Source organism: Streptomyces bacillaris, assembly GCF_003268675.1.
In the GTDB taxonomy this organism is placed as follows: Bacteria; Actinomycetota; Actinomycetes; order Streptomycetales; family Streptomycetaceae; genus Streptomyces; species Streptomyces bacillaris.
In genome coordinates, this window is sequence record NZ_CP029378.1 from 7,268,000 (window position 1) to 7,289,128 (window position 21,129).

18 protein-coding genes are annotated in these 21,129 nt (G+C 73.2%); 7 read left to right on the forward strand and 11 right to left on the reverse strand.

The features are described from left to right. The 6 genes from DJ476_RS31715 to DJ476_RS31740 form a co-directional block, all read right to left on the reverse strand. Entirely contained in the window at window positions 1-870 is an 870-nt protein-coding gene (locus DJ476_RS31715) for a class I SAM-dependent methyltransferase (RefSeq protein ID WP_318294828.1), read from the reverse strand. Beyond that, complete coding sequence (locus DJ476_RS31720; protein ID WP_103419474.1) at window positions 867-2,168, reverse strand: condensation protein; 1,302 nt, start codon at window positions 2,166-2,168, stop codon at window positions 867-869. Before DJ476_RS31720 ends, DJ476_RS31715 begins: the two co-directional genes overlap by 4 nt. After that, window positions 2,165-6,568 (reverse strand): alpha-(1->3)-arabinofuranosyltransferase domain-containing protein, encoded by a 4,404-nt coding sequence (locus DJ476_RS31725; protein WP_112492123.1) that lies wholly within the window; start codon window positions 6,566-6,568, stop codon window positions 2,165-2,167. The genes DJ476_RS31720 and DJ476_RS31725 overlap by 4 nt, the downstream gene beginning before the upstream one ends. Next, a complete protein-coding gene (locus DJ476_RS31730) occupies window positions 6,565-7,293 on the reverse strand; it encodes a class I SAM-dependent methyltransferase (protein WP_103419476.1) in 729 nt (242 codons plus the stop codon). The genes DJ476_RS31725 and DJ476_RS31730 overlap by 4 nt, the downstream gene beginning before the upstream one ends. Further along, window positions 7,290-8,459: a glycosyltransferase family 4 protein gene (locus DJ476_RS31735; RefSeq protein WP_112492124.1), complete on the reverse strand. Its 1,170-nt coding sequence runs from the start codon at window positions 8,457-8,459 to the stop codon at window positions 7,290-7,292. Before DJ476_RS31735 ends, DJ476_RS31730 begins: the two co-directional genes overlap by 4 nt. Window positions 8,460-8,712: 253 nt before the next feature. After that, window positions 8,713-9,696, reverse strand: coding sequence for a DUF3068 domain-containing protein (locus tag DJ476_RS31740; RefSeq protein WP_112492125.1), 984 nt, complete (start codon window positions 9,694-9,696; stop codon window positions 8,713-8,715). Window positions 9,697-9,883: 187 nt separating this feature from the next. Between DJ476_RS31740 and DJ476_RS34690 the strand changes: the two genes are divergently transcribed. Continuing rightward, the gene (locus DJ476_RS34690) at window positions 9,884-10,036 is read left to right on the forward strand and encodes a DUF2613 family protein (protein WP_114929289.1); all 153 of its coding nucleotides are present in this window, start codon (window positions 9,884-9,886) and stop codon (window positions 10,034-10,036) included. Beyond that, the gene (locus DJ476_RS31745) at window positions 10,033-11,241 is read left to right on the forward strand and encodes a helix-turn-helix domain-containing protein (RefSeq protein WP_103419478.1); all 1,209 of its coding nucleotides are present in this window, start codon (window positions 10,033-10,035) and stop codon (window positions 11,239-11,241) included. The genes DJ476_RS34690 and DJ476_RS31745 overlap by 4 nt, the downstream gene beginning before the upstream one ends. A 19-nt stretch (window positions 11,242-11,260) precedes the next feature. Here the strand turns inward: DJ476_RS31745 and DJ476_RS31750 are convergent, their stop codons facing one another. From DJ476_RS31750 to DJ476_RS31760, 3 genes are read right to left on the reverse strand one after another with little or no spacing between them, the layout of a single operon-like run. Further along, entirely contained in the window at window positions 11,261-12,046 is a 786-nt protein-coding gene (locus tag DJ476_RS31750) for a 3-oxoacyl-ACP reductase (RefSeq protein WP_103419479.1), read from the reverse strand. A 5-nt stretch (window positions 12,047-12,051) separates the two neighbouring features. After that, window positions 12,052-13,446 (reverse strand): aldehyde dehydrogenase family protein, encoded by a 1,395-nt coding sequence (locus tag DJ476_RS31755; RefSeq protein ID WP_112492126.1) that lies wholly within the window; start codon window positions 13,444-13,446, stop codon window positions 12,052-12,054. A gap of 30 nt (window positions 13,447-13,476) precedes the next feature. Then, window positions 13,477-14,841, reverse strand: coding sequence for a glutamine synthetase family protein (locus tag DJ476_RS31760; RefSeq protein WP_112492127.1), 1,365 nt, complete (start codon window positions 14,839-14,841; stop codon window positions 13,477-13,479). A 73-nt stretch (window positions 14,842-14,914) separates the two neighbouring features. Between DJ476_RS31760 and DJ476_RS31765 the strand changes: the two genes are divergently transcribed. From DJ476_RS31765 to DJ476_RS34695, 4 genes are all read left to right on the forward strand, one after another. Beyond that, window positions 14,915-15,733: a FadR/GntR family transcriptional regulator gene (locus tag DJ476_RS31765; protein WP_241565662.1), complete on the forward strand. Its 819-nt coding sequence runs from the start codon at window positions 14,915-14,917 to the stop codon at window positions 15,731-15,733. 153 nt (window positions 15,734-15,886) lie between these two features. Then, the gene (gene eat / locus DJ476_RS31770) at window positions 15,887-17,377 is read left to right on the forward strand and encodes an ethanolamine permease (RefSeq protein ID WP_112492128.1); all 1,491 of its coding nucleotides are present in this window, start codon (window positions 15,887-15,889) and stop codon (window positions 17,375-17,377) included. An 82-nt stretch (window positions 17,378-17,459) separates the two neighbouring features. Next, a complete protein-coding gene (locus DJ476_RS31775) occupies window positions 17,460-18,170 on the forward strand; it encodes a gamma-glutamyl-gamma-aminobutyrate hydrolase family protein (protein ID WP_112492129.1) in 711 nt (236 codons plus the stop codon). A 526-nt stretch (window positions 18,171-18,696) separates the two neighbouring features. Then, the gene (locus DJ476_RS34695; protein ID WP_162638819.1) at window positions 18,697-19,089 is read left to right on the forward strand and encodes a hypothetical protein; all 393 of its coding nucleotides are present in this window, start codon (window positions 18,697-18,699) and stop codon (window positions 19,087-19,089) included. Window positions 19,090-19,204: 115 nt separating this feature from the next. On the opposite strand, the gene DJ476_RS31785 is transcribed toward DJ476_RS34695, so the two are convergent. Continuing rightward, a complete protein-coding gene (locus tag DJ476_RS31785; protein ID WP_070202723.1) occupies window positions 19,205-19,783 on the reverse strand; it encodes a TerD family protein in 579 nt (192 codons plus the stop codon). Between the two features lie 56 nt (window positions 19,784-19,839). Beyond that, the gene (locus tag DJ476_RS31790) at window positions 19,840-20,415 is read right to left on the reverse strand and encodes a TerD family protein (protein ID WP_019762110.1); all 576 of its coding nucleotides are present in this window, start codon (window positions 20,413-20,415) and stop codon (window positions 19,840-19,842) included. Between the two features lie 207 nt (window positions 20,416-20,622). Here DJ476_RS31790 and DJ476_RS31795 point away from each other — a divergent pair, with 207 nt between their 5' ends. Next, complete coding sequence (locus DJ476_RS31795) at window positions 20,623-21,129, forward strand: BlaI/MecI/CopY family transcriptional regulator (protein WP_112492679.1); 507 nt, start codon at window positions 20,623-20,625, stop codon at window positions 21,127-21,129.

Consider the following 21,129-nt stretch of genomic DNA (forward strand, 5'->3'; position numbering starts at 1 on the left):
CTATCGCCGCCGAGCGTGGGCCAGCAGGATGGACGCCGCTCCGGGCACCGCGCACGCCGCCCGGTCCACCAGCCGCAGCGGGCGCGGCACCCCGTGGAAGGGGGCGCCGGTGATCTTCACGTCCTCGAAGCCGGAGGCGGTGAGGAACGAGCGGAGCGCACGGGCGGTGTAGAGCCGCAGATGGCCCACCACCTCCGAGCCGGGGCGGCCGTGGATACCGCGCAGGCTCACCTCGGAGAAGACCGGCTGCACCCCGGCCAGCAGCAGCGCGCGGTTGTACCAGGCGGCCAGGTTCGGGGTGGAGAGCATCAGATGGCCGCCGGGCTTCAGGATGCGCCGCAGCTCGTCCAGCGCCTGGTCCGGGTCGACCAGGTGCTCCAGGATCTCGCTGAACAGCACCGCGTCCGCGCACCCGTCGGCGAGCGGGAGCCCCCCGTGTTCCAGCTCGCCCCGGACCACCGCGCCCATCCGGGGGCGGGCCCGGCGCAGCGCGTCCTGCGACCAGTCGATGCCGATGAGGCGGTGTCCGGCCAGCAGCGGGGCGGCGGTGGCGGCGGCCGTCCCGTCGCCGCAGCCGACGTCCACCACGGTCCCGCCGGGCCGCCCGGCGAGGGCGGCGGCCAGCAGCCGGGCCTGGCGCAGGCTGCGCCCGTCGCCGGAGGCCACGGGGACGGCCGGGTTCTCGTAGAAGTCCCGCAGGCCGGAAGGAGGGGCGGCGGGGGCGCCGGTCTCCTGCGAGGCGGCGGCGGGTGCGTCGGCCGGAGTGTCTGTCCCGTGCGGGGCGGCGGCGGGCACGGCGGCCGGGGTGTCTGTCCCGTGCGGGGCGGCGGGCACGGCGGCCGCCTGCGGGAGCGGTGCGGTGTCGGTCATACGGTCTCCGGGGAAGTCGCCGCCAGATGGCGGGTGAACAGGCCGAGCAACTCCCGGCCGTCCTCGTCGCCCAGCAGGGTCCGCGACCAGCGCAGGGCCAGATGGAGCCGGCCGCCGGTGGACGCGGTGGTGAACGTGAGCCCTCTCGGCAGCCGGGCCGGGGCGGAGATCCACAGGGCGCCGGACCTCCCCGCCTCACCGAAGTCCAGCGGGTACGGGATCCGGCCGACGTTGCTGAGCAGCGTCGTGGAGGTCCACGGCCCCGCCAGCACCCGCAGCCCCCGGGTGTACGCAGCACGCGCGGCGACCGGGAGCAGCGGGGTGGTCAACAGCGAGACGGAGCGCCCCAGTTGGGGGCGGGGCAGCGCCTTGAGGGCCCGGGTGCGCTCGGCGGTGAGCCGCAGCAGTACGGGGATGTCCGCGCCGGGCGCCACCTCGGCGGGGTCGAAGCCGACCTCGACCAGCCGGGTGCCGTTGCCGATGGGCATCCCGGGCCCCCGGTCGCGGTCGTCCACGGGCATGGTGATGCGCAGCGGCCGCTCGGGCGCCCCCTGCCGCCGGTTCCAGTCGGCCACCGTCAGCGCGGTGGCGACCATCAGCTGGTCGTTCACCGTGTACGGGGCGCCCGACTCCCGCCGGGGCACCGGCAGTTCGACCAGCAGCTGGGAGTTGCCCGCCGCGCTGCCCGGGGTGCCCGCCGCCACCCGGGCGGGCCGGGCGAGGGCCGGGGCCCCGGAGCGTGGGGGCACCGGGGCCGTGACCGGGCGGGCCGGGGCGGCCGGCACGGGGGCCGCCCGCCCGCTGTAGATCTCGGCGGCGGTGGCCGCCAGCCGCAGACAGGCGGGCCCGTCCATGGCGGTGTGGTGCACGGTGAAGACCAGCACGCACCCCTCCCTCCCCGGCTCCTCGACCACGGTGACCCGCAGTGGAGGGGAGAGGGTGAGCGGCGGGGCGGCGGCGAGCGAGTCCGCCCGCGCCCGGTCCAGTGCCCCGGGCGCGGCGGGCGGGAAGCCGACCGGGTCCCGGTCCGGGGCGTCGGTCAGCTCCCACTCGTACCGCCGGGCGAACGGGCCGCGGGGCCGCTCCCGCATCAGCGCCCGCGGATGCCGGGCCAGCGCCGCGGCGAACGCGGCCCGCAGCCGGTCCTCCTCCAGCCGCCCGGGCAGATGGACCTCGATGTGGATGGTGCTCGGCTCGGCGTCCTGCGCGCAGTGCCGGTCCACCTCGTCCACGACGGGGAACGGAACCCGGGGCAGCCGCCCGGCCGCGAGCGGCCGGGCGGGGTGCGTGGCGGTCATCCGTTGGGTCCTCCGCCGTCGGACGGGGAGGCCGGGGAGCCCGGACCGCGCGTGGGCGGGTCGGTGTGCTCCTTCCCGAGGTGCGGCTTCCCGGTGCCTGGGCCGGTGCCGTCCGGCTTCCGGGCGTCGGCGGAGAGGGTCCGGCCGGACGACGGCACCGCCTGCTGCGGGATCGTCGCCTCGGTGTCCCCGCCACCGGCCGCCACGGCCGAAGGCTTTGGTGAGCGGCCCGCCGCCCGCCGTCCCCGGCCCGGTGCGGAGACCGTGACCAGTGCGGCGAACAGGGCGATCAGCGCCAGGAGTTGGGCGGTGGCCCCGAAGGCGCCCTCGCCCCTGGCCGTGTACTCCCCGGTGCCGATGGCCACGACCACCCCGGCCGCCGCCATGGAGGCGAAGGCGACGGGCGCCAGCCACGACGGGCGGAAGTGGGCGAGCACCGCGAGGACGGGCACCACCAGGGCGACCGGACCCGCGATCACGATGCCCACCAGGGTGAGCGCCACCGTGCCCAGGATCAGCCCCGGACCCGGCGGAACCGGCTGGTCCGCGTGCGTACCGTCGTACGCGCCCTCCGCACCACCGGAGTCCCGGCGACGGCCGAACGCGAGCCCCACCAGCACCAGGAAGAGCACCCCGGCCCCGATCAGCCCCGCCTGGTAGATCCGCGCGGGACCGTACTCCAGGGTGACCGTGCCGCCCTCGCCCTCGGGGACCAGCCAGGCCTGCTGCCAGCCGTCGATCCGCAGCGGCGTCAGCTCCTTGCCGTTCAGCGTGGCCTTCCAGCCCTTGTTGTGGTTCTCGTGGAGCTGGAGGTACGAGGCCTCGCCCGCGCCGATGGTCAGCGTGCGGCGGTCGCCCTCGCTCTCCTTGACGTCGAGCGTCCGGGCCGTGGCCGCGGGAGCCTTCGTCCCACCCGAGGAGAGCGTGACATCGGTGATCGCGAGCGGACCGGCGTCCCCGGCCTCCACCGTGTGGGTCGAGGCGCCCAGCTCCACCTTGCTCTGCTCGGAGCAGAGCGAGACGGCGATGGGGCGACGCTGGGTCAGATCCCCGATTCTGCCCTCCGCCTTGGTCTCCATGAGCGTGCCGCCGATGGCGAGGACCGGACCCTTTCCGCAGGGCAGGCTGAACTCCTTCTCCGGGTCCGGCTGCGGCGAGCGGAACTTGTCCAGCGCCGGGATGTAGACCTCGCTCAGCCCGACCGGCAGCTGCAACTTGTCGCCGGCGAACGGGTTGTGGACGGTGAGCGGCGCGGTACGCGAGATGGTGATGTCCATCTTGTCGGTCTTGATGGGGGAGAAGCGGGCCATGCCGTTCTCGTCCACCGCCGCCACCGCCGTGCCGTCCGGCGAGCTGATCTGCACCTGCTCGGGCCGGGCGGAGATCCCGCCGGCCGCCGCGAAGACGATCTCCCCGACCTCGGTCGCCTCCGGCCACGACAGGCGCAGTACGGGGCGGTCGCCCGCGATCCACGCCGTGGTGAGGTCGCCGTCGGTGAGGTTGCGCGCGGTGAGGTTGGTGCCGAGCCGGGCCGTGGAGTCGGCGCTCACCAGGATCTGGTTGCGCTTCCCCGTCAGCTCGAACAGCAGCTTGTCCAGCGCGTCGCCCGGCACGGGCACCGCACTCGCGGCGACCGTGTACTCCCCGGCCTGACCGGTGGTGAACTGCCGGTGCAGCCCGGTCTCCGCGGCCACGGCGGAGAGCCCGCCCGGGTCGCTGCCGCGCTTCAGCGCGTAGACCGTCGCGTCGGCACCCTCACGCGGGGCGTCGGCGGGCAGCTCCAGCATCCGGGTCACCTGCACCCCGGGGATGGCGATGTCGCTGAACCCGGCGCCGGTCAGACCGGGGCGCCCCTGCTGGGACTTGAGGATCGTCACCTTCAGCCACTGGGCCGGGCCCTCGGGCGCGGCCACCTGCTGGAGGGAGCCGTCGGGGCGGACCGGGCTGTCCTTGTGGCCCCGGTCCGTCTCGACGCGCACCTCGGTCGCCGCCGCCCGCACACCGTTGCCGGGGAGCGGGGTGAGCTGCAGCGAGGCGGGAATCTCCTGCGTACCGGAGAAGTCGATCCGGACCCACTCGCCCTTCGGGGAGGCCGCGGAGCCCTCGGCCCACGCCGTGTCCGGGTTGCCGTCGAAGGCGTTGACCGGGTCGTACTGCGGCAGATGGAAGAGCCAGTTGCCGACGGACGACGCGGTCACCGACTTGGCGCCCCGCAGCACCGCCGTGGTCTGGTGCTGCTTCCCCTCGGTCGGCAGGATCTGGCGCGGCTGCGCACCCGGGTCCTGCTCGGCCTCCGGCGCGTTGCGCTCGTCCGCCGTGTAGGTGTGGGACGTGTTGGTGTTGACCAGGCCGAAGCGGGTGTCGGCCCGGCGCAGCCCGTCGCCCGCCGCGTAGAGCGACGGCTTGCCCACGCCCGGGTGGGCGTCACCGGCCAGCACGGTCGGCCGGCCCTCCAGGACACCGGCCGCCGCGAGCGGCAGCAGGGACTCCGGGCCGCCGCTGACGACGGCGGTCGAGGAGACGGGGACGGCGGTCGCCCGGCCGGGACGCTCGGTGCCGGTGGGCGGCTCGTAGATCTCCACCGCCTTCTGGCGCGGGTAGAGCCCCTCGATCTGCACCGGGGTGCCGTCGGCGATCCGGCCGCCGGTCATCACCGGGCCGTAGCTCTCGACGCGCCGGTAGCCGGAGGCCTCCAGGGTGCGCTTGACCGTGGTGGTGGGCACGTACCCCAACTGGTCCGGGTCCAGGTCGTTGCGGACCACGACGTAGTGCAGCCCCGCCCGGTTCAGGAACTCGCTCAGCCCGGGCACCTGCCCGCCGGAGGTGAGCGCCTGCTCGACCGCGTCCATCGCCCGCCGGTTGCCCGGGGTGCCGAAGGGGACGTAGTCGCGCTGGGCGTACGGCGTGTCGGCCAGCACGTCCAGCGGCTGGTCGATGGTGGAGCCCCAGGCGTAGATGCCGTGCGCGGTGGCGGGCACCACGAGGGCCCGGTCGTCCGGAGAGTTCTCCTTGAGCCAGTCCGCGGCCTTCGCCCAGTGATCCGGGATCTCCTTGAACGAACCCGGCTGCAGGATCGACCCGTTGACGTACGGCCAGGCAAGACCCGGCAGCACGAGCACGGCGGCGACCACCGGGGCCAGCCGGCGCGCCCGCACCGGCACCCGCCCGTCCTGCCCGCTCCGCCCGAGCCGCAGCGCGAGCACGGCGGTGATGTGGGCCAGGCCGAGCGCCAGGGCGAGGGCCAGACCCGTCTGGAACTTGTAGATGTTGCGGAACGGCACCAGCCAGGTGTCCAGCCACTCCTGCACGGTCCCGTGGAAGAGACCGCCCAGCGCACCGCCGTACCCGGCGAGCGTGATCAGCGCGACGGAGAGCACGGTCAGCACCAGCCAGCGGCGCTCGGGCAGATCGCGCCGGGCCAGACCGGCCAGACCCAGCGCGGCGGCCAGCGCCGAGCCCAGGATCGTGACGGTCCCGGTGACGACGGTCCACCCGGCGGGCAGCCAGGCCTCGCCGAAGTTCAGATAGCCGACCCAGTTGCCCGCGCCGCGCAGCGCCTCGGCCGCCGACATGGTCGTCGTCGTGGTGAACGACGACTCCACGTACGGCATGAAGTTCTCACCGAAGACGCCGAGCAGCAGCAGCGGAACGATCCACCACGCGGTCGCGAGGATCACGCCGGGTATCCACCACAGCAGCAGCGCCCGCTTGCGCGGACCCCCCGGCCGGGAGAGCAGATAGAGCCCCACCGGCAGCAGCGAGGCCAGCGTGGACGCCGCGTTCACCCCGCCCATCAGCGGGATCAGCAGCGCGGAACGGGCGGCGGCGATCCGCGGCGCGAGGCGCGCGTCCGTCAGCGGCAGCAGCACCCACGGCAGCATCGCGCCCGGCAGGGCGGCGGCCGAGGTCGAGCCGATCACGATCGTGTACGTCGGCCAGAGCGCGTACACCAGGGCGCCGAGCAGCCGGGTGGCCGAGGAGCCCACCCGCAGCCGCTCCGCCAGCCGCAGCGCGCCCCAGAAGGCGGTCGCCACGATCAGCGAGAGCCACAGTCGCTCCGCGAGCCAGGTCGGCACCTTCGTGAGCTCGGCCAGCCCGTAGTACGGCAGCATCGGCACGAGGTAGCCGATGTACTGGTCGGCGATCCCGCCGAACCCGTTCCGGCTGTGCCACAGCTCGCCCAGGTCACCGAGGAACCGCCCGGGATCCACGACGACCCCGAGCTTGGTGTCGAACGTCATGCGTCCCGGCGACACCGCCAGGAACGCCACGAACACCACGGCCCAGACCCCCAGCAGCCAGCGCCGCGAACGGGGCGCCGTACCGTCGGCCGGTCTGCCGGATGGCGGGTCGCCGCCGTCCGGGGCCTGGTGGGGTGGGAGGTGGACTGCGCTGGTCATGAACACCGCCGGAGAATGAGAAGGAGGTTCCAGGTGGCGAATTCCCGCACTCCGGGCACCCGGGTGACAAGTTCGGGCAGGACCGGCCAGTACCGCGACCGCGCGGACACGATGTCCACGTCGGTACGGCCCCGCACATGGCGCAGTGTCGGGCCGACGCCGATCCTGAAGAGGTTCTCGCCGAGGCGGTGCTTGGCCGGCTTGCCGGTGCGCCGCTCGTACCGTGCGCGGGCGCGCTCGGCGCCCAGGTAGTGCCAGGGGGCCCACTCGTGGCCGCCCCACGGCGAGTACCAGTTGGTGAACGAGACGTAGATCAGCCCGCCGGGGCGGGTGATCCGCGCCATCTCGCTGAGAAAGGTGTGGGGGTCCTCGACGTGCTCCAGCACGTTGGAGGAGAAGGTGACATCGGCCGCCCCGTCCGCGAGGGGCAGCAGATAGCCGTCCGCGACGACCGCGTCCCGCGGCCCCCGCGCCGACCGGTCACCCAGCACCCCGGCGTCCGGCTCGAAGAGATAGCCCTGCGCGCCGCGCCGCCGGAACTCCCGGGTGAAGTAACCGGGGCCGCCGCCGACGTCGACGACGACCTTCCCCTCCAGGGGGACATGCCGCTCGACCTGGTCCGCCGCGTCCCTGGCCAGCAGGGTGTAGACGGTCTCCGGGTCCTCGGGCTCGCGCAGGAAGGCGCGGAACAGCGCGAGGGAACGGCGGAAGGACGGGTCTTTCACGGGCGGGCACCCGTCGGCCAGGACCGCGTACCGCTGATCGCCTCGGCGGCCACGGCCTCCAGCTGGGTCACGCTGCTGCTCCACCGGTAGGCGGCGGCCCGCTCGCGCGCGGCCTTGCCCATCGCCCGGCGGCGCTCCTCGTCCAGCGCCAGCGCGCACCAGGCCGCGGCGAAGGACGACTCGCCCCGGGCGAGGATGCCCGTGACCCCGTCCTCGACGGAGTCGCGCAGCCCGGGGACGTCGAAGCCGAGGGTCGGCGTCGACCGGGAACCGGCCTCCGTGACCACCAGCCCCCATCCCTCGACGGCCGCCGGGTGCAGCAGCATCCAGGAGGCGCAGAGCAGCCGGTGCTTCTCCTCCTCGGAGACATGCCCGGCGAACTCCACACCGGGACCGGCGAGCCGCTCCAGCCGCTCGCGCTCGGGACCGTCACCGACGACCACGAGCCGGCCGCCGGTGACGGGCCGGACCCGCTCCCAGAGCTGGAGCAGCAGGTCGATGCGCTTGTAGTCGACCAGCCGGCCGAGCGCCAGGAAGAGCGGGGTCGCGGAGCGTTCGGTCTGCGGGCGCGGCTCCTGGACGCCGTTGTTCACCAGCCGTATCCGCTCGTCCGGAACGCCCAGCTCCCGCAGGGCGGTCGCGGTGGACGGGGAGACGGCGATCATCAGATGGTCCCGGTAGGCCCGGGAGAGCGCCCAGTGTTCGAGCTGTCGCCCGGCGCGGGCCACCGGCGCCGGGAAACGCATCTCCCACAGATCGGTGTGGACATGGTTGACCAGGCACACCGTCGGACCCCGGTGCCACAGGGGCGCCAGGTACGGCATGCCGTTGCAGACCTCCACCAGCAGGTCGCAGCTGCCGACCTGCCGGGCGAACGCGGAGCGGGCGCCGAGGTAGTGCCCCAGCTGGGAGCCCGCGGAGACGACCCGGTAGGGCCGCCGCGCGGCCTGCCCACCGCAGAGCAGGGTGACGTCGTGGCCGCGTTCGGTGAGGCCGAGGGCGAGCTGGTCGATGAGCAGCTCGGAGCCGCCCGCGGCCGGGTTGCCCAGGTCGCGGTGGGCGAGGAAGACGATGCGTCTCGGGGAGGCGGGAATCCTGGGGGAGACCGGGCCCTGACCCTGTGGCGCGGCTGCGTGGAGCAGCGGGGGAGGTACGTGCTGGGGCATGGGTGCTCCAACTCGGCTCGGGGAGCGGGGGACTCGGGTGGGGCTGGGACGAGCGGTGAGGGTTCCGGTGCCGGAGGGGCGAGGCGCACGGGAACGGGGTCGGGAAGACGGAAAGGGAACGGGTGTGAAGGTGGTGCGGTGGGGCGCGGGATCAAGGTGTGACGAGACCGGGGGCCGTGCTTTGGTGGGGATAGACAGTTTTCGTCACGGGTAGGCACCCGGCTACTCACCGATGCGACAACTTGCCGGTAACTCAGGTGGGCGAGTTCGTCATCATGTGAGTATTCGGGGCCTCCGGCTCGCTCCGGCGCCCCCGGACGACGAGCACCGTGCCCACCAGGGTGAGGACGAGACCGAGCGCGACCGTCCCCGCCGGCAGGGTTCCGCCGAGCAGTGCCAGCCGCTTGCTGTCCGCCGACGCCAGCTCGACCTGCTTCTTCTGGGTCTCCTCGGTGAACTCGACCCGCTTGCTCTCCAGCAGCGTCACGGCGTCCTTGGAGGAGCCCGGCGCCCGCAGCGTCTTCCTCGGGCCGATCGCCGCGTTGATGATCCGCCCGGTCCGCTGGTCCACCACCAGCTCGATGCCGCTGTTGGAGTACCACTCCTCGGCCAGGATCTGGGGCGTCTTCGGCCTGTCCACGAGCACGCCGGGCACCTGGCGCACCCCGGTCCTGGTCGGCTCGACCTTGCCCTTGAACAGGTAGCCCTCGTACCCCTGGATCTTCCGCTCGCCCGCGTACTCCAGGCGCACCACGCCGCCGAGGGTGCTGTCCCACCAGCGGTATGCGCGTCTTTCGACATCGAAGGGGAACTTCAGATACGCCTCGCCGTCGAAGGTCGGGGACTCCTCGCAGCAGTGGACCGGCTCATTGGTGTACCGGTCGGTCACCCAGCGCTCCATGGTCCACTGCAGGGCGTCCCGCGGATCGGAGGCGGGCAGGGTCTCGGAGTGGTCGACCGAGGTGGACACGTCCCATACGGCGTTGCCGCTCTTGAGGCTGTCCGCCACGTCCCCGCGCACCTGGCGGGTGATCGTGATCTCCTTGCCCGTGACCGTCTCCACCTCGCCGGTGTCGAAGTAGCTGCCGGTCCCGGTGAAGACCGTGGTCGTGTCGGTGTCGATCGGGGTGCGCTTGGCCTGCGGCTGGACGTACCAGACGAGCAGGGGCGCGAGGACGAGCAGAAAGACCCCTGCACCCAGTAGGAAAAGTGACAGAGGTGAAGCAGTGCGGCGCATCCGGGCACTCCTGGGTCGAATCTCTTCGCGGGAGGTGCACGGGCCCCGGGCCGGTCAGCCCTTGATTGGCGTGAACAGTAAGCAAGGCCTTGACGGCATGTCAATGGACTGCCGACACTGTGTGCCAGCCGGAGGGGCCCGGCTGTACGGAGCGGGGATCGACTCCGAGCAAGGAGCTGACCCGATCATGCGCAGACTCATCACCGCCGCCGCCACCGCTCTGGTGGGCGCGGCGCTCGCCGTCGGTGCCGCCATGGGCATCGTGGCGCTGCTCGACGCCACGCCCGAGCAGCCGAACACCCCCCTGATCAGCTACGAGACCGCGTCGGCGGGCTCGTGAAGTCTCACGCCTGGCAGGAGGTGCCCCGGTCGAAGGTGGAGCGGTTCGCCTCCATCGCCCTGGCCGAGGCCCCGGAGATCGCCCAGAAGATCCTCACCGAGATCCGGCAGGACTACCCCTACCTCCAGCTCGTCGAGGACGAGTCCGGCGAGCCCATGGCGCTCGTCGGCATCCGCCGGGCCATCGAGGGCTTCGTCCGCCACCTCGCCTCCGGCGCCGCCGACCCCCGGGTGCCCCCGGAGGTCTTCCAGGAGTTCGGCCGGGGCGAGGGGCTGCACGGGCGCACCCTCGACTCCCTCCAGGCCGTCTACCGGCTCGGCGTCCGGCTCACCTGGCGCAGGTTCGCCGAGATCGGCCAGCAGGTCGACATCGCCGCCCCCGCCATGTACGAGCTGGCCGAATCCGGCTTCGAGTATCTGGACGGCCTCGTGGAACAGTCGGTCCTGGGCTACGCCGAGGCGGCGGCCCGCCGTGCCAGCGAGCGGCTGCGCCTCCAGCGCCAGCTGATCGACCTGCTCCTGGTGGAGCACCGCGGCGACTCCGCCCGTACGCTCGCCGAGCGGGCGGCCCGGGTGGGCTGGGAGCTGCCGGAGACCATCGCGGTGGGCGTCCTGATGCGCCCCGCCCGGGAGGCCGTGGCCCCCGCGGTGGGGCAGGGGATCCTGCTGGAGATGGAGAGCGAGCAGCCCCGCATCGTCATCCCCGACCCGGAGACGGCCGGCCGGGCGGAGACCCTGCGCCGGGCCACCGCCGGCTGGTCCGGCGCGATCGGCCCGTCGGTCCCGCTGGCCGCCGCCGCCACCTCGCTGCGCTGGGCCGAGACGGCCGTCCAGCTGATCAAGAAGAACCTGCTGCCCCAGGGCGAGGTGCTGCACTGCACCGAGCGCACCGAGGAGCTGGTGCTCCTGCCGTCCCGGGAGCTGATCGACGCCGCCGCCCGCCGCTGCCTCGCCCCGCTGGACGGCCTCGGCCCGACCGCCGCGCGGCGGCTGGCCGAGACCCTGCTCGCCTGGATCGAGACGCCCGGGGGCGCCCCCGAGGTCGCCCAGCGGCTCGGCATCCACCCGCAGACGGCCCGCTACCGGCTCCGCCAGATCCGCGAGCTGTGGGGCGACGCGATCGACGACCCCGACCAGCGCTTCGAAATGCTGCTGGTGCTCCGCTCACAGAGGCTGAGGGGAGCACCAGCGGCGGGGGGCGAGTGACCCCCGCAGGCGTACGGGATCAGACCGGGGTGACGTACGCCCCGGCGATTCCGCCGTCCACCAGGAAGTCCGTCGCGTTGACGAACGAGGAGTCGTCGCTCGCCAGGAAGGCGACGGCGGCGGCGATCTCCGTCGGCTCGGCGAACCGGCCGACCGGGATGTGCACCAGCCGCCGCGCGGCCCGCTCCGGGTCCTTCGCGAACAGTTCCTGGAGCAGCGGCGTGTTCACCGGCCCCGGGCAGAGCGCGTTGACGCGGATGCCGTCGCGGGCGAACTGCACCCCCAGCTCACGCGACATCGCCAGCACCCCGCCCTTGGACGCGGTGTACGAGATCTGCGAGGTCGCCGCCCCCATCCGGGCCACGAACGAGGCCGTGTTGATGATCGAGCCCCGGCCCTGGGCGCGCATGTAGGGGATGGCCGCCTTGCAGCAGAGGTAGACGGAGGTCAGGTTGACCTCCTGCACCCGCCGCCAGGCCTCGAGACCGGTCTCCAGGATCGAGTCGTCGTCGGGCGGCGAGATCCCCGCGTTGTTGAACGCGATGTCCACCGAACCGTAGGTGTCGAACGCCGCCTTGAAGAGCGCCTCGACCTGCTCGGCGTCGGTGACGTCGGTACGGACGAAGAGCCCGCCCGCCTCCTCGGCGGCGGCCTTGCCGCTCACCTCGTCCACATCGGCGCAGACCACCTGGGCGCCCTCGGCGGCCAGCCGCCGTACGGTGGCCAGGCCGATGCCGCTGCCGGCTCCGGTGACGACGGCGGTGCGGCCGACCAGGCGGCGGCAGACAGGGGAAGTGTCGGTCATGGTGCTCAGGCCTCCGTGCTGATGAAGACGTTCTTGGTTTCGGTGAAGGCGGCCAGGGCGTCAGGACCGAGTTCACGGCCCAGACCCGACTGCTTGAAGCCGCCGAAGGGGGTCGAATAGCGCACGCTGGAGTGCGAGTTGACGGAGAGGTTCCCGGCCCGCAGCCCCTGGCCGACGCGGAGCGCCCGCCCGATGTCCCGGGACCAGATGGACCCCGCGAGCCCGTAGTCGGTGGCGTTCGCCAGCCGCAGGGCCTCCTCCTCGCCGTCGAACGGCAGGACCACGGCGACCGGCCCGAAGACCTCCTCCACGGCCACCGGGGCATCGGCCGCCACCCCGGTCAGCACGGTCGGCGGATACCAGAACCCGGGCCCTTCGGGAGCCTTGCCGAGGAGCACCGTGACGCCGTCGGCGCCCCGGTCCCCGTCGACGAAGCCGCGCACCCGCTCCCGCTGGGCGGCCGAGATCAGCGGGCCCATCTGCGTCTTCCCGTCAGCCGGATCGCCCACCACCACGGCCGCCAGCGCCGGGGCGAACCGCTCCAGGAACCGGTCGTACACCGGCCGTTCGACCAGGATCCGGGTCCGGGCGCAGCAGTCCTGGCCCGCGTTGTCCAGGAAGGACATCGGGGCGGCGGCCGCGGCGGCCTCCACATCGGCGTCCGCGAAGACGATGTTGGGGCTCTTGCCGCCGAGTTCGAGGGTCAGCCGCTTCACGCGCTCGGCGCACCGGGTCATGATGTGCTTCCCGGTCCGGGTGGAGCCGGTGAACACGATCTTCGCCACGCCCGGATGGTCCACCAGGGCGCTCCCGGCCACCGGCCCCTCACCGGGCAGCACCTGGAACAGTCCCTCGGGAAGCCCTGCCTCCAGGGCGAGTTCGGCCAGCCGCAGAGCGGTGAGCGGGGTGGTCTCGGCGGGCTTGAGGAGGACGGCGTTGCCCGCCGCGAGCGCCGGGGCGAGCCCCCAGGCGGCGATGGGCATCGGGAAGTTCCAGGGGGCGATGATCCCGATGACGCCCAGCGGCTCCAGGACCGTGAAGTCGATGCCGCCCGCCACCGGGATCTGCCGGCCGAGCAGCCGCTCGGCCCCGCCCGCGCTGTAGTCGAGGAGGTCGCGGACGTTGCCCGCCTCCCAGCGGGCGTTGCCGATGGTGTGACCGGCCTCCCGCACCTCCAACTGGGCCAGTTCCTCGATGTGTTCGTCGACGGTGGCGGCGAAGCGGCGCAGCAGCCGGGCCCGGTCGGCGGGCGCGGCGGCGGCCCACGGGCGCTGGGCGGCGGTGGCGCGGGCGACGGCCGCGTCCACATCGGCGGGGGAGGCGGCGGGCACGCTGGCGATGACCTCGGCCGTGGCCGGGTTCAGGACGTCCAGGGTGGACGCCGCGGAGTGCTGTGACACGTACGGACCTCGATCAGGAAGCAGGGATGGTCAGAGGCGTTCGAAGGAGCGGCGCAGCTCCCAGTCGGTCACCGCCGAGTCGTAGGCGGCGAGTTCGACCTCGGCCATGTTCAGGTAGTGCGCGACGACCTCCTCGCCGAACGCCTCCTTCGCGATGGGGCTGGCCTCCCACAGCTCGGCCGCCTCCCGCAGGGTCGTCGGCACCTGGTCGTACGCGGAGGTGTAGGCGTTGCCCGTACACGCCTCCGGCAACGGCAGCCGCTGCTCCACCCCGTACAGTCCGGCGGCGACCAGCCCGGCCACGGCCAGATACGGATTGACGTCACCGCCCGGCAGCCGGTTCTCGAAGCGCATCGACCGGCCGTGGCCGACGACCCGCAGGGCGCAGGTGCGGTTGTCGACGCCCCAGGCGACGGCGGTGGGGGCGAAGGAGCCGGGCTGGAAGCGTTTGTAGGAGTTGATGTTGGGCGCGTAGAGGAGGGAGAAGTCCCGCAGGGCGGCGAGCTGTCCGGCCAGGAAGTGGCGCATCAGCTCGGACATCCCGTCCGGTCCGTCGCCCGCCATCACGTTCTCACCGTTCTCGTCGGTGAGGGAGAGGTGGATGTGGCAGGAGTTGCCCTCGCGCTCGTCGTACTTGGCCATGAAGGTCAGCGAGACGCCTTCCTGGGCCGCGATCTCCTTGGCGCCGGTCTTGTAGACGGCGTGCTGGTCGCAGGTGGTCAGCGCCTCGTCGTAACGGAAGACGATCTCGTGCTGGCCGGGATTGCACTCGCCCTTGGCCGACTCGACGGTCAGCCCCGCCTGCTGCATCTCGTTGCGGATGCGGCGCAGCAGCGGCTCGACGCGGCCGGTTCCGAGGATGGAGTAGTCGACGTTGTACTGGTTGGCCGGGGTCAGCCCGCGGTAGTCGCGGTCCCAGGCCTCCTCGTAACTGTCCCGGAAGACGATGAACTCCAGCTCCGTGCCGACCTGCGCGGTGTACCCGAGCGCGGAGAGCCGGTCGAGCTGGCGGCGCAGGATCTGGCGCGGCGCGGCCACGACCGGGCCGCCGTCGTGCCAGGCCAGGTCCGCGATCACCAGGGCGGTGCCCTCGTGCCAGGGCACCGGGCGGAGCGTGGCGGGATCGGGGACCATGCCGAAGTCGCCGTAGCCGTTCTGCCACGAGGACATCGCGTAGCCGTCGACCGTACGCATCTCGGTGTCCACGGCCAGCAGATAGTTGCAGCCCTCGGTACCGTGCTCCAGCACCTCGTCGAGGAAGAACCTGGCGGCGAACCGCTTCCCCTGGAGCCGGCCCTGCATATCGGGGAAGGCCAGCACCACCGTGTCTATCGAGCCCTCCGCGACCCGTGAACAGAGTTCGTCGACGGTGAGCGGGGATGTGCGGTCTGCCACGGGATTCCTCCTTGGGTGAACCGGGAGGCTTAAGGTATGACAGGAAACCATTGCTTGGGAAGGGGATGCGCGGATGGCCGCCAGGAGGAGAACCGACGACACCCGTCCGGCGGCAGCGGAACGCCCCCCGGAGGCCGTCGAGGGGGCGGGCGGGGAGGCGGCGGGCGGGGTGGCCGACGCCGGGCCCGGGCCGCTCGCCTCCGTGCTGCGGCCCGTCCGCGCGGGCAACGGCTTCGAGGAGACCCTCGAACAGGTGCTGCAACTGCTCCGGCTCGGCCTCGTCCCGCCCGGCGACCGCCTCCCCGCCGAACGCGAACTCGCCCAGCACCTGGGCGTCAGCCGGGTCACCCTGCGCGAGGTGCTCAAGGTCCTCCAGGACCAGGGCATGGTGGAGAGCCGGCGCGGCCGCTACGGCGGAACGTTCGTCCTGCCCCGCGCCACCGCCCCCGGCAGCGGCGACGAGCTGCGCCGCCGGATCGCGGCCGTCGACGTGGAGGACACCCTGCGCTTCCGCGAGGTGCTGGAGACCGGGGCCGCCGGGCTCTGCGCCGACGGGCTCGCGGCCGACGGCGCCGGCCGGCTGCGTACGGCCCTGGAGGCCACCCAGGGCGCCCGGCTGGAGGACTACCGCCGCCAGGACACCCTGCTCCACCTCACCCTCGCCGAACTCTCCGGCTCCCGCTCGCTCGCCGCCCAGTACGCCTCCGTACGCGCCACCCTCAACGAACTCCTCGACTGCATCCCCCTGTTGGTCCGCAACCTGGAGCACTCCCAGCAGCAGCACGCGGCCGTCGTCGAGGCGGTGCTCGACCGGGACGCGGAGGCGGCGCGCGAGATGATGCGCGAACACTGCGCCGGCACGGCGGCCCTGCTGCGCGGCTTCCTCTCCTGACCGGCCGCCCCGCCGGCCCCCGCACGGTGGATCCGTAACCACTCTTTAACGCGCGCCCCTTGCCATCCGCCCCGACGTTCCACAAAGGTGTGCCGACGAACCTTTGAGCGACGGGATTCCGTCGACGGAGTCGACACACGTCTGGAGCACCTCATGGCCCAGGGAACCGAAACACCAGCCGGACCGCCGGGCGGCAAGAGCACCGGCACCGGGAAGGGCGCGGCCGACGCCTCCGGCACCGCCGCGTATCTCGACCGCCGCACCCTGCGCCGGGGCAGCGCCGGCTGGCTGCTGCTCACCGGGCTCGGCGTCGCCTACGTCGTCTCCGGCGACTTCTCCGGCTGGAACATCGGCCTCTCCAAGGGCGGCTTCGGCGGACTCGCCGTGGCCATGCTCCTGATGGGCGTCATGTACGCCTGTCTCGTCTTCGCCCTGGCCGAACTCTCCGCCATCCTCCCCACGGCGGGCGGGGGTTACGGCTTCGCCCGGCGCGCGCTCGGCACCTGGGGTGGCTTCCTCACCGGCACGGCCATCCTCATCGAGTACATCCTCGCCCCCGCCGCGATCTCCCTCTTCATCGGTGACTACGTAGAATCGCTCGGCCTCTTCGGACTGACCTCCAGCTGGCCGGTCTACCTCGCCTGTTTCGCGATCTTCATCTCCATCCACCTCTGGGGCGTGGGCGAAGCGCTCCGCTTCAGCCTGGTCGTGACCGCCATCGCGGTCGCCGCCCTGCTCATCTTCGCGATCGGCGCCTTCATCGAGTTCGACGCGGGCCGCCTCAACGACATCCCGGCCGACACCACCGCCTTCGGCTCCAACTCCTGGCTGCCGTACGGACTGCTCGGCATCTGGGCCGCGTTCCCCTTCGGCATGTGGTTCTTCCTCGGGGTGGAGGGCGTGCCGCTCGCCGCCGAGGAGGCCAGGGACCCGGTCCGCTCGATGCCCAAGGCCCTCGCCATCTCGCTCGCCGTCCTGGTCTTCCTCGCCCTCATCACCTTCGTCTCCGCCACCGGCGCCCGGGGCGCCGACGCCATCAAGGAGGCCGGGAACCCGCTCGTGGTCGCCCTCCAGGGCGGCGGCGAGCCCACCGTCCTGAGCCGGTTCGTCAACTACGCGGGCCTCGCCGGACTGGTGGCCTCCTTCTTCTCCCTGGTCTTCGCCGGTTCCCGCCAGCTCTTCGCCCTCTCCCGGGCCGGCTATCTGCCCCGCTTCCTCTCCCTCACCAACCGCCGCAAGTCCCCCTACCTCGGCCTCCTCATCCCCGGGATCATCGGCTTCACCCTGGCCGCCTGGAGCGGCAACGGCGGCCGGATGCTCAACGTCGCCGTCTTCGGGGCCACCATCAGCTACGCGCTCATGGCCCTCTCCCACATCGTGCTGCGCCGCCGCGAACCCGAACTGCCCCGGCCCTACCGCACCCCCGGCGGCGCGGGCACCTCGTCGGTCGCCTTCGTTCTGGCATGCTCGGCGCTGGTGGCGACCTTCCTGGTGGACCGGGACGCGGCGTTCATCGCGCTCGGCGTGTACGCGGTGGCGCTCGCCTACTTCGCCTTCTACAGCCGCCACCGGCTGGTCGCGGGCGCCCCGGAGGAGGAGTTCGCCGCACTGGCGGCGGCGGAGGCCGAACTCCGGCGCGGCTGACCGCCCGCGCTCCGGGGGCCGCGACGAGAACCGACCGCCCGTGCCCCCTGATCCGTAACGAGACAACCGAAGGAGCCGTCCCATGTCCCGGCCCGTCATCGGCATCAGCACCTACCAGGACCCCGCCCGCTGGGGCGTCTGGGAGATGCCCGCGGTGCTCCTGCCCGCCGCCTACCCCCGCCTGGTCCGGGCGGCGGGCGGACTCGCGGTGCTCCTGCCGCCGGACGAGGCGGAGGACGCGGCCCGGGAGCTCGTCGCCGCCCTGGACGGGGTGGTGATCGCCGGGGGAGCGGATGTCGAGCCCGTACGGTACGGAGCCGACCCCGACCCCCGTACGGGGCCTCCGGCCCGGGAGCGCGACGCCTGGGAACTCGCCCTGATCGAGGCGGCGATCGAGCAGGGCGTCCCGCTGCTGGGCATCTGCCGGGGCATGCAGCTCCTGAACGTGGCCCTCGGCGGCACCCTGCACCAGCACCTGGACGGCCACACCGGCGGCCACGCCGTCTTCGGCGGCCACCCGGTGGACCCCGTCCCAGGCACGGCGTACGCGGCGGCCGTCCCGGAACAGACCACGGTCCCCGCCTACCACCACCAGGCCGTGGACCGCCTGGGCACCGGCCTGATCGCCTCGGCCCACGCCCCCGACGGCACGGTGGAGGCGCTGGAACTCCCGGACCGCGAGAGCCTGGTGCTCGGGGTCCAGTGGCACCCGGAGATGGGGGAGGACCTCCGGGTCATGACGGCCCTGGCGGACGCGGCCGGCCGCCGACAGCGGGAGCGTACGCCGGTGTAGGCGTCGGCGCCGGGAGCCCCTTGTGCGTGCCCCGGGGCCGTACAGGCGTGGTGAGCCGGTGACCGGGGCCCGGCCGCCGTCCGGGGCCGCGTCGGCGCCGAGCGCCGGGGAGGTGCGGTGCTGCGGTGTACAGGTGCCCTGCTCAGGCGCCCGGTGCCCCGGGGCCCGAGAAACCCGGGCCGGTGAAGTCGGGGCGGCTGTAGGCGGGGCGGGTGTGGGCACCGGGCCCGGAGAAGTCAGGGGCGGTGAAGTCCGGCGCGGAGAAGTCCGGGCCCGTGAACGCGGGCGGGGCCGGGCGCGATCGGCCCTCGGGGCCTCGGCCGTCCGGTCCGCCGCCGCCAGCTCCTGGAGCAGGAACGGCCGGATCGCCTTGTCCCGCAGGGCGGTGCGCCAGGCATCCCGGGCACGGTCAAGGTCGGGCGAGCGGTGCTCGTCGCGCGACGGGCCGGACGGTGAGCCGGGGGCCGACTGGAGCGCGGCCGTGCGGTAGAGGGCGACCAGGCTGATCAGGGAGGTGGCCGCCGCGATGGCCAGGCTGACCCAGCCCACCCGGACGAGGGTGTCGGCCAGGTCCGTCAGGCTGTCGGTCAGGCGGAGCCCGTACCCCAGCAGCAGGAACGTCGTCGCGGCGACCGCGGCGAGGATCGGCGTCAGCACCCCGAGGACCGCCAGCACCCCGGCGCCCGGCCGCTCCTGGGCCCCGGGGCCCGACAGGGAGGGGCGCCCGCCGTCCGGGACCCGGTCGTGGTGGGCGCGCCGCAGGGCCGCGTACGCCCGGTGCTCGGCGGCGGCCGCCGGGGCGGTCCGCGCCGCCGCGGCCAGGGCCCGGGTGCGCAGCCGGTCGGCGCTCAGCCCGGACCGCTCCAGCAGCCGGCGGATCTCCGCCGAGGCGAGCACCTCGTCGAGCACATCCGCGTAGTCGGATCTGTCCTCGTCCCCGAGCCGGGAAGGCCTGCCCATACTCTCCCTCGATCGATGTGTGGCCGTGGGGGCCCACGGGAGGTCCCGCGAGCCCCCACGGCGCTAAGGCGTTCCTACAGGTGCTGCGCGACGGCGGGCATCAGGTCCTGGAAGGTGCGCCCGTCGGCCGCCGCGCCGATGGCCGTCATCTGCCAACCCGCTCCGGACCGCTGGACCTTGGCCATGATCTGCGCGGTGTGCCGCCCGCCGCCGGTCAGCGTGTACCGCGCCAGCTCCTGGCCGTTGCTCTCGTCGACCAGACGGCAGAAGGCGGCCTCGACCTCCTCGAAGGTCTGGCCGGTGAACGAGTTCACCGTGAAGACGATCTGGTCGACATGGGCGGGCACCCGGCGCAGGTCGACGACGATGGACTCGTCGTCCCCGCCCTCGCCCGCCCCGCCGACCCGGTTGTCCCCGGTGTGCTGGACCGAGCCGTCGTCGCTGGTCAGATGCTGGAAGAAGACGACGTCCTGGGGCTCCTGGCCGGCGAAGAGCACGGCCGAGGCGTCCAGGTCGATGTCACGGGCGGTCAGCCGGGCCAGGAAGCCCTTGCGCGCCGACTTCCAGCCCAGCCCCATCCGGACGACGCCGAGTTCACCGCCGCCGGACTTGCTGAGGCTGACCTGCTGGCCCTTGGAGAGGTTGATCGTCATGTTTCCGCCTTCGGTGGCTTCGCTGAGATGGATACGTCCGGACCGGGCCGGAGTGTTCAGAGACCGACGCCGAAGTCGGCGACGATGCCGCTCAGCCCGGAGGCGTAACCCTGCCCGACCGCACGGAACTTCCACTCGGCGCCGTGCCGGTACAGCTCGCCGAAGACCATCGCCGTCTCGGTCGAGGCGTCCTCGCTGAGGTCGTAACGGGCGATCTCCGCGCCGCCAGACTGGTTCACCACACGGATGTAGGCGTTGCGGACCTGGCCGAAGCTCTGGCCGCGGCCCTCCGCCTCGTGGATCGAGACGGGGAACACGATCTTGGCGACGGTCCCCGGCACGGCGGACAGGTCGACCTTGACGATCTCGTCGTCGCCCTCGCCCTCACCGGTGAGGTTGTCGCCGGTGTGCTCGACCGAACCGTCCGGGCTCTTCAGGTTGTTGTAGAAGACGAAGTGCTCGTTGGAGAGGACCTTGCCCGACTCGTCGCAGAGCAGCGCGCTCGCGTCGAGGTCGTAGTCGGTGCCGGTGGTCGTGCGGACGTCCCAGCCGAGGCCGACGAGGATCGCGGTCAGCCCCGGAGCCTCCTTGGTCAGCGAGACATTTCCGCCCTTGGCCAGGCTCACGCCCATGGTGTTCTCCCTTGTGTGGTGACGGGTGCGCGCACGGACCGCACCGCTACGGGTGACGGCGTGGACACGCTGCGGCAACACCCTAAAATCTACAGCACTGTAGATTTTCCCGGCCGCCACCGGGGGGCCGACGGCTGGATACGATTCCCCGGTGCCCGGCAGGTGAACGACCGTGACCGGGCCGCCGAGCGAGAGGGGGGCCGGACGGTGGACGCCGAAGGAACCGGTGGTGAACGGGAAACGCCTGCCCGCAGGCGCGGCCAGGGCGAGTTGGAGTCCCAGGTGCTGTCCGTGCTGGGCGAGGCGACCGAACCGGTCACCGCCGCCTGGGTGCTGCAACGGCTCGGCGGCGGCCTGTCGTACAGCACCGTCATCACCATCCTGACCCGGCTCCACGCCAAGCAGGCCGTCAGCCGGACCGGGCCCAAGCGTCCCGTGCTCTGGCAGCCCGTGGCCAACGAGGCCGGGCTCGCCGCGCTGCGCATGCGCCGCCTCCTCGACAAGCAGAGCGACCGGGACGCGGTGCTCTCCAGCTTCGTCTCCGTCCTGTCGGCTGACGACGAGGAGTTGCTGCGCTCGCTGCTGGCGGAGAGCGGGGCGGGCGGGGCGGCTCCGGGGGAGCCGGGTGCCGGTGGGCCTGGTTCCGGTGGGTCCGGTTCCGGTCGGCCCGGTCACGGCCGGTCCGGCGCGGCGACGGACCGGCCGGAGGGCTGA

Bases quoted from the DNA above. Each gene is read 5' to 3' on its own strand.
- DJ476_RS31715 (WP_318294828.1), bottom strand. From the start codon at position 870: ATGACCGACACCGCACCGCTCCCGCAGGCGGCCGCCGTGCCCGCCGCC.
- DJ476_RS31765 (WP_241565662.1), top strand. From the start codon at position 14,915: ATGGCCGCCAGGAGGAGAACCGACGACACCCGTCCGGCGGCAGCGGAA.
- DJ476_RS34690 (WP_114929289.1), top strand. From the start codon at position 9,884: ATGCGCAGACTCATCACCGCCGCCGCCACCGCTCTGGTGGGCGCGGCG.
- DJ476_RS31740 (WP_112492125.1), bottom strand. From the start codon at position 9,696: ATGCGCCGCACTGCTTCACCTCTGTCACTTTTCCTACTGGGTGCAGGG.
- DJ476_RS31725 (WP_112492123.1), bottom strand. From the start codon at position 6,568: ATGACCAGCGCAGTCCACCTCCCACCCCACCAGGCCCCGGACGGCGGC.
- eat (WP_112492128.1), top strand. From the start codon at position 15,887: ATGGCCCAGGGAACCGAAACACCAGCCGGACCGCCGGGCGGCAAGAGC.
- DJ476_RS31790 (WP_019762110.1), bottom strand. From the start codon at position 20,415: ATGGGCGTGAGCCTGGCCAAGGGCGGAAATGTCTCGCTGACCAAGGAG.
- DJ476_RS31750 (WP_103419479.1), bottom strand. From the start codon at position 12,046: ATGACCGACACTTCCCCTGTCTGCCGCCGCCTGGTCGGCCGCACCGCC.
- DJ476_RS31720 (WP_103419474.1), bottom strand. From the start codon at position 2,168: ATGACCGCCACGCACCCCGCCCGGCCGCTCGCGGCCGGGCGGCTGCCC.
- DJ476_RS34695 (WP_162638819.1), top strand. From the start codon at position 18,697: ATGGCCAGGCTGACCCAGCCCACCCGGACGAGGGTGTCGGCCAGGTCC.
- DJ476_RS31735 (WP_112492124.1), bottom strand. From the start codon at position 8,459: ATGCCCCAGCACGTACCTCCCCCGCTGCTCCACGCAGCCGCGCCACAG.
- DJ476_RS31785 (WP_070202723.1), bottom strand. From the start codon at position 19,783: ATGACGATCAACCTCTCCAAGGGCCAGCAGGTCAGCCTCAGCAAGTCC.
- DJ476_RS31775 (WP_112492129.1), top strand. From the start codon at position 17,460: ATGTCCCGGCCCGTCATCGGCATCAGCACCTACCAGGACCCCGCCCGC.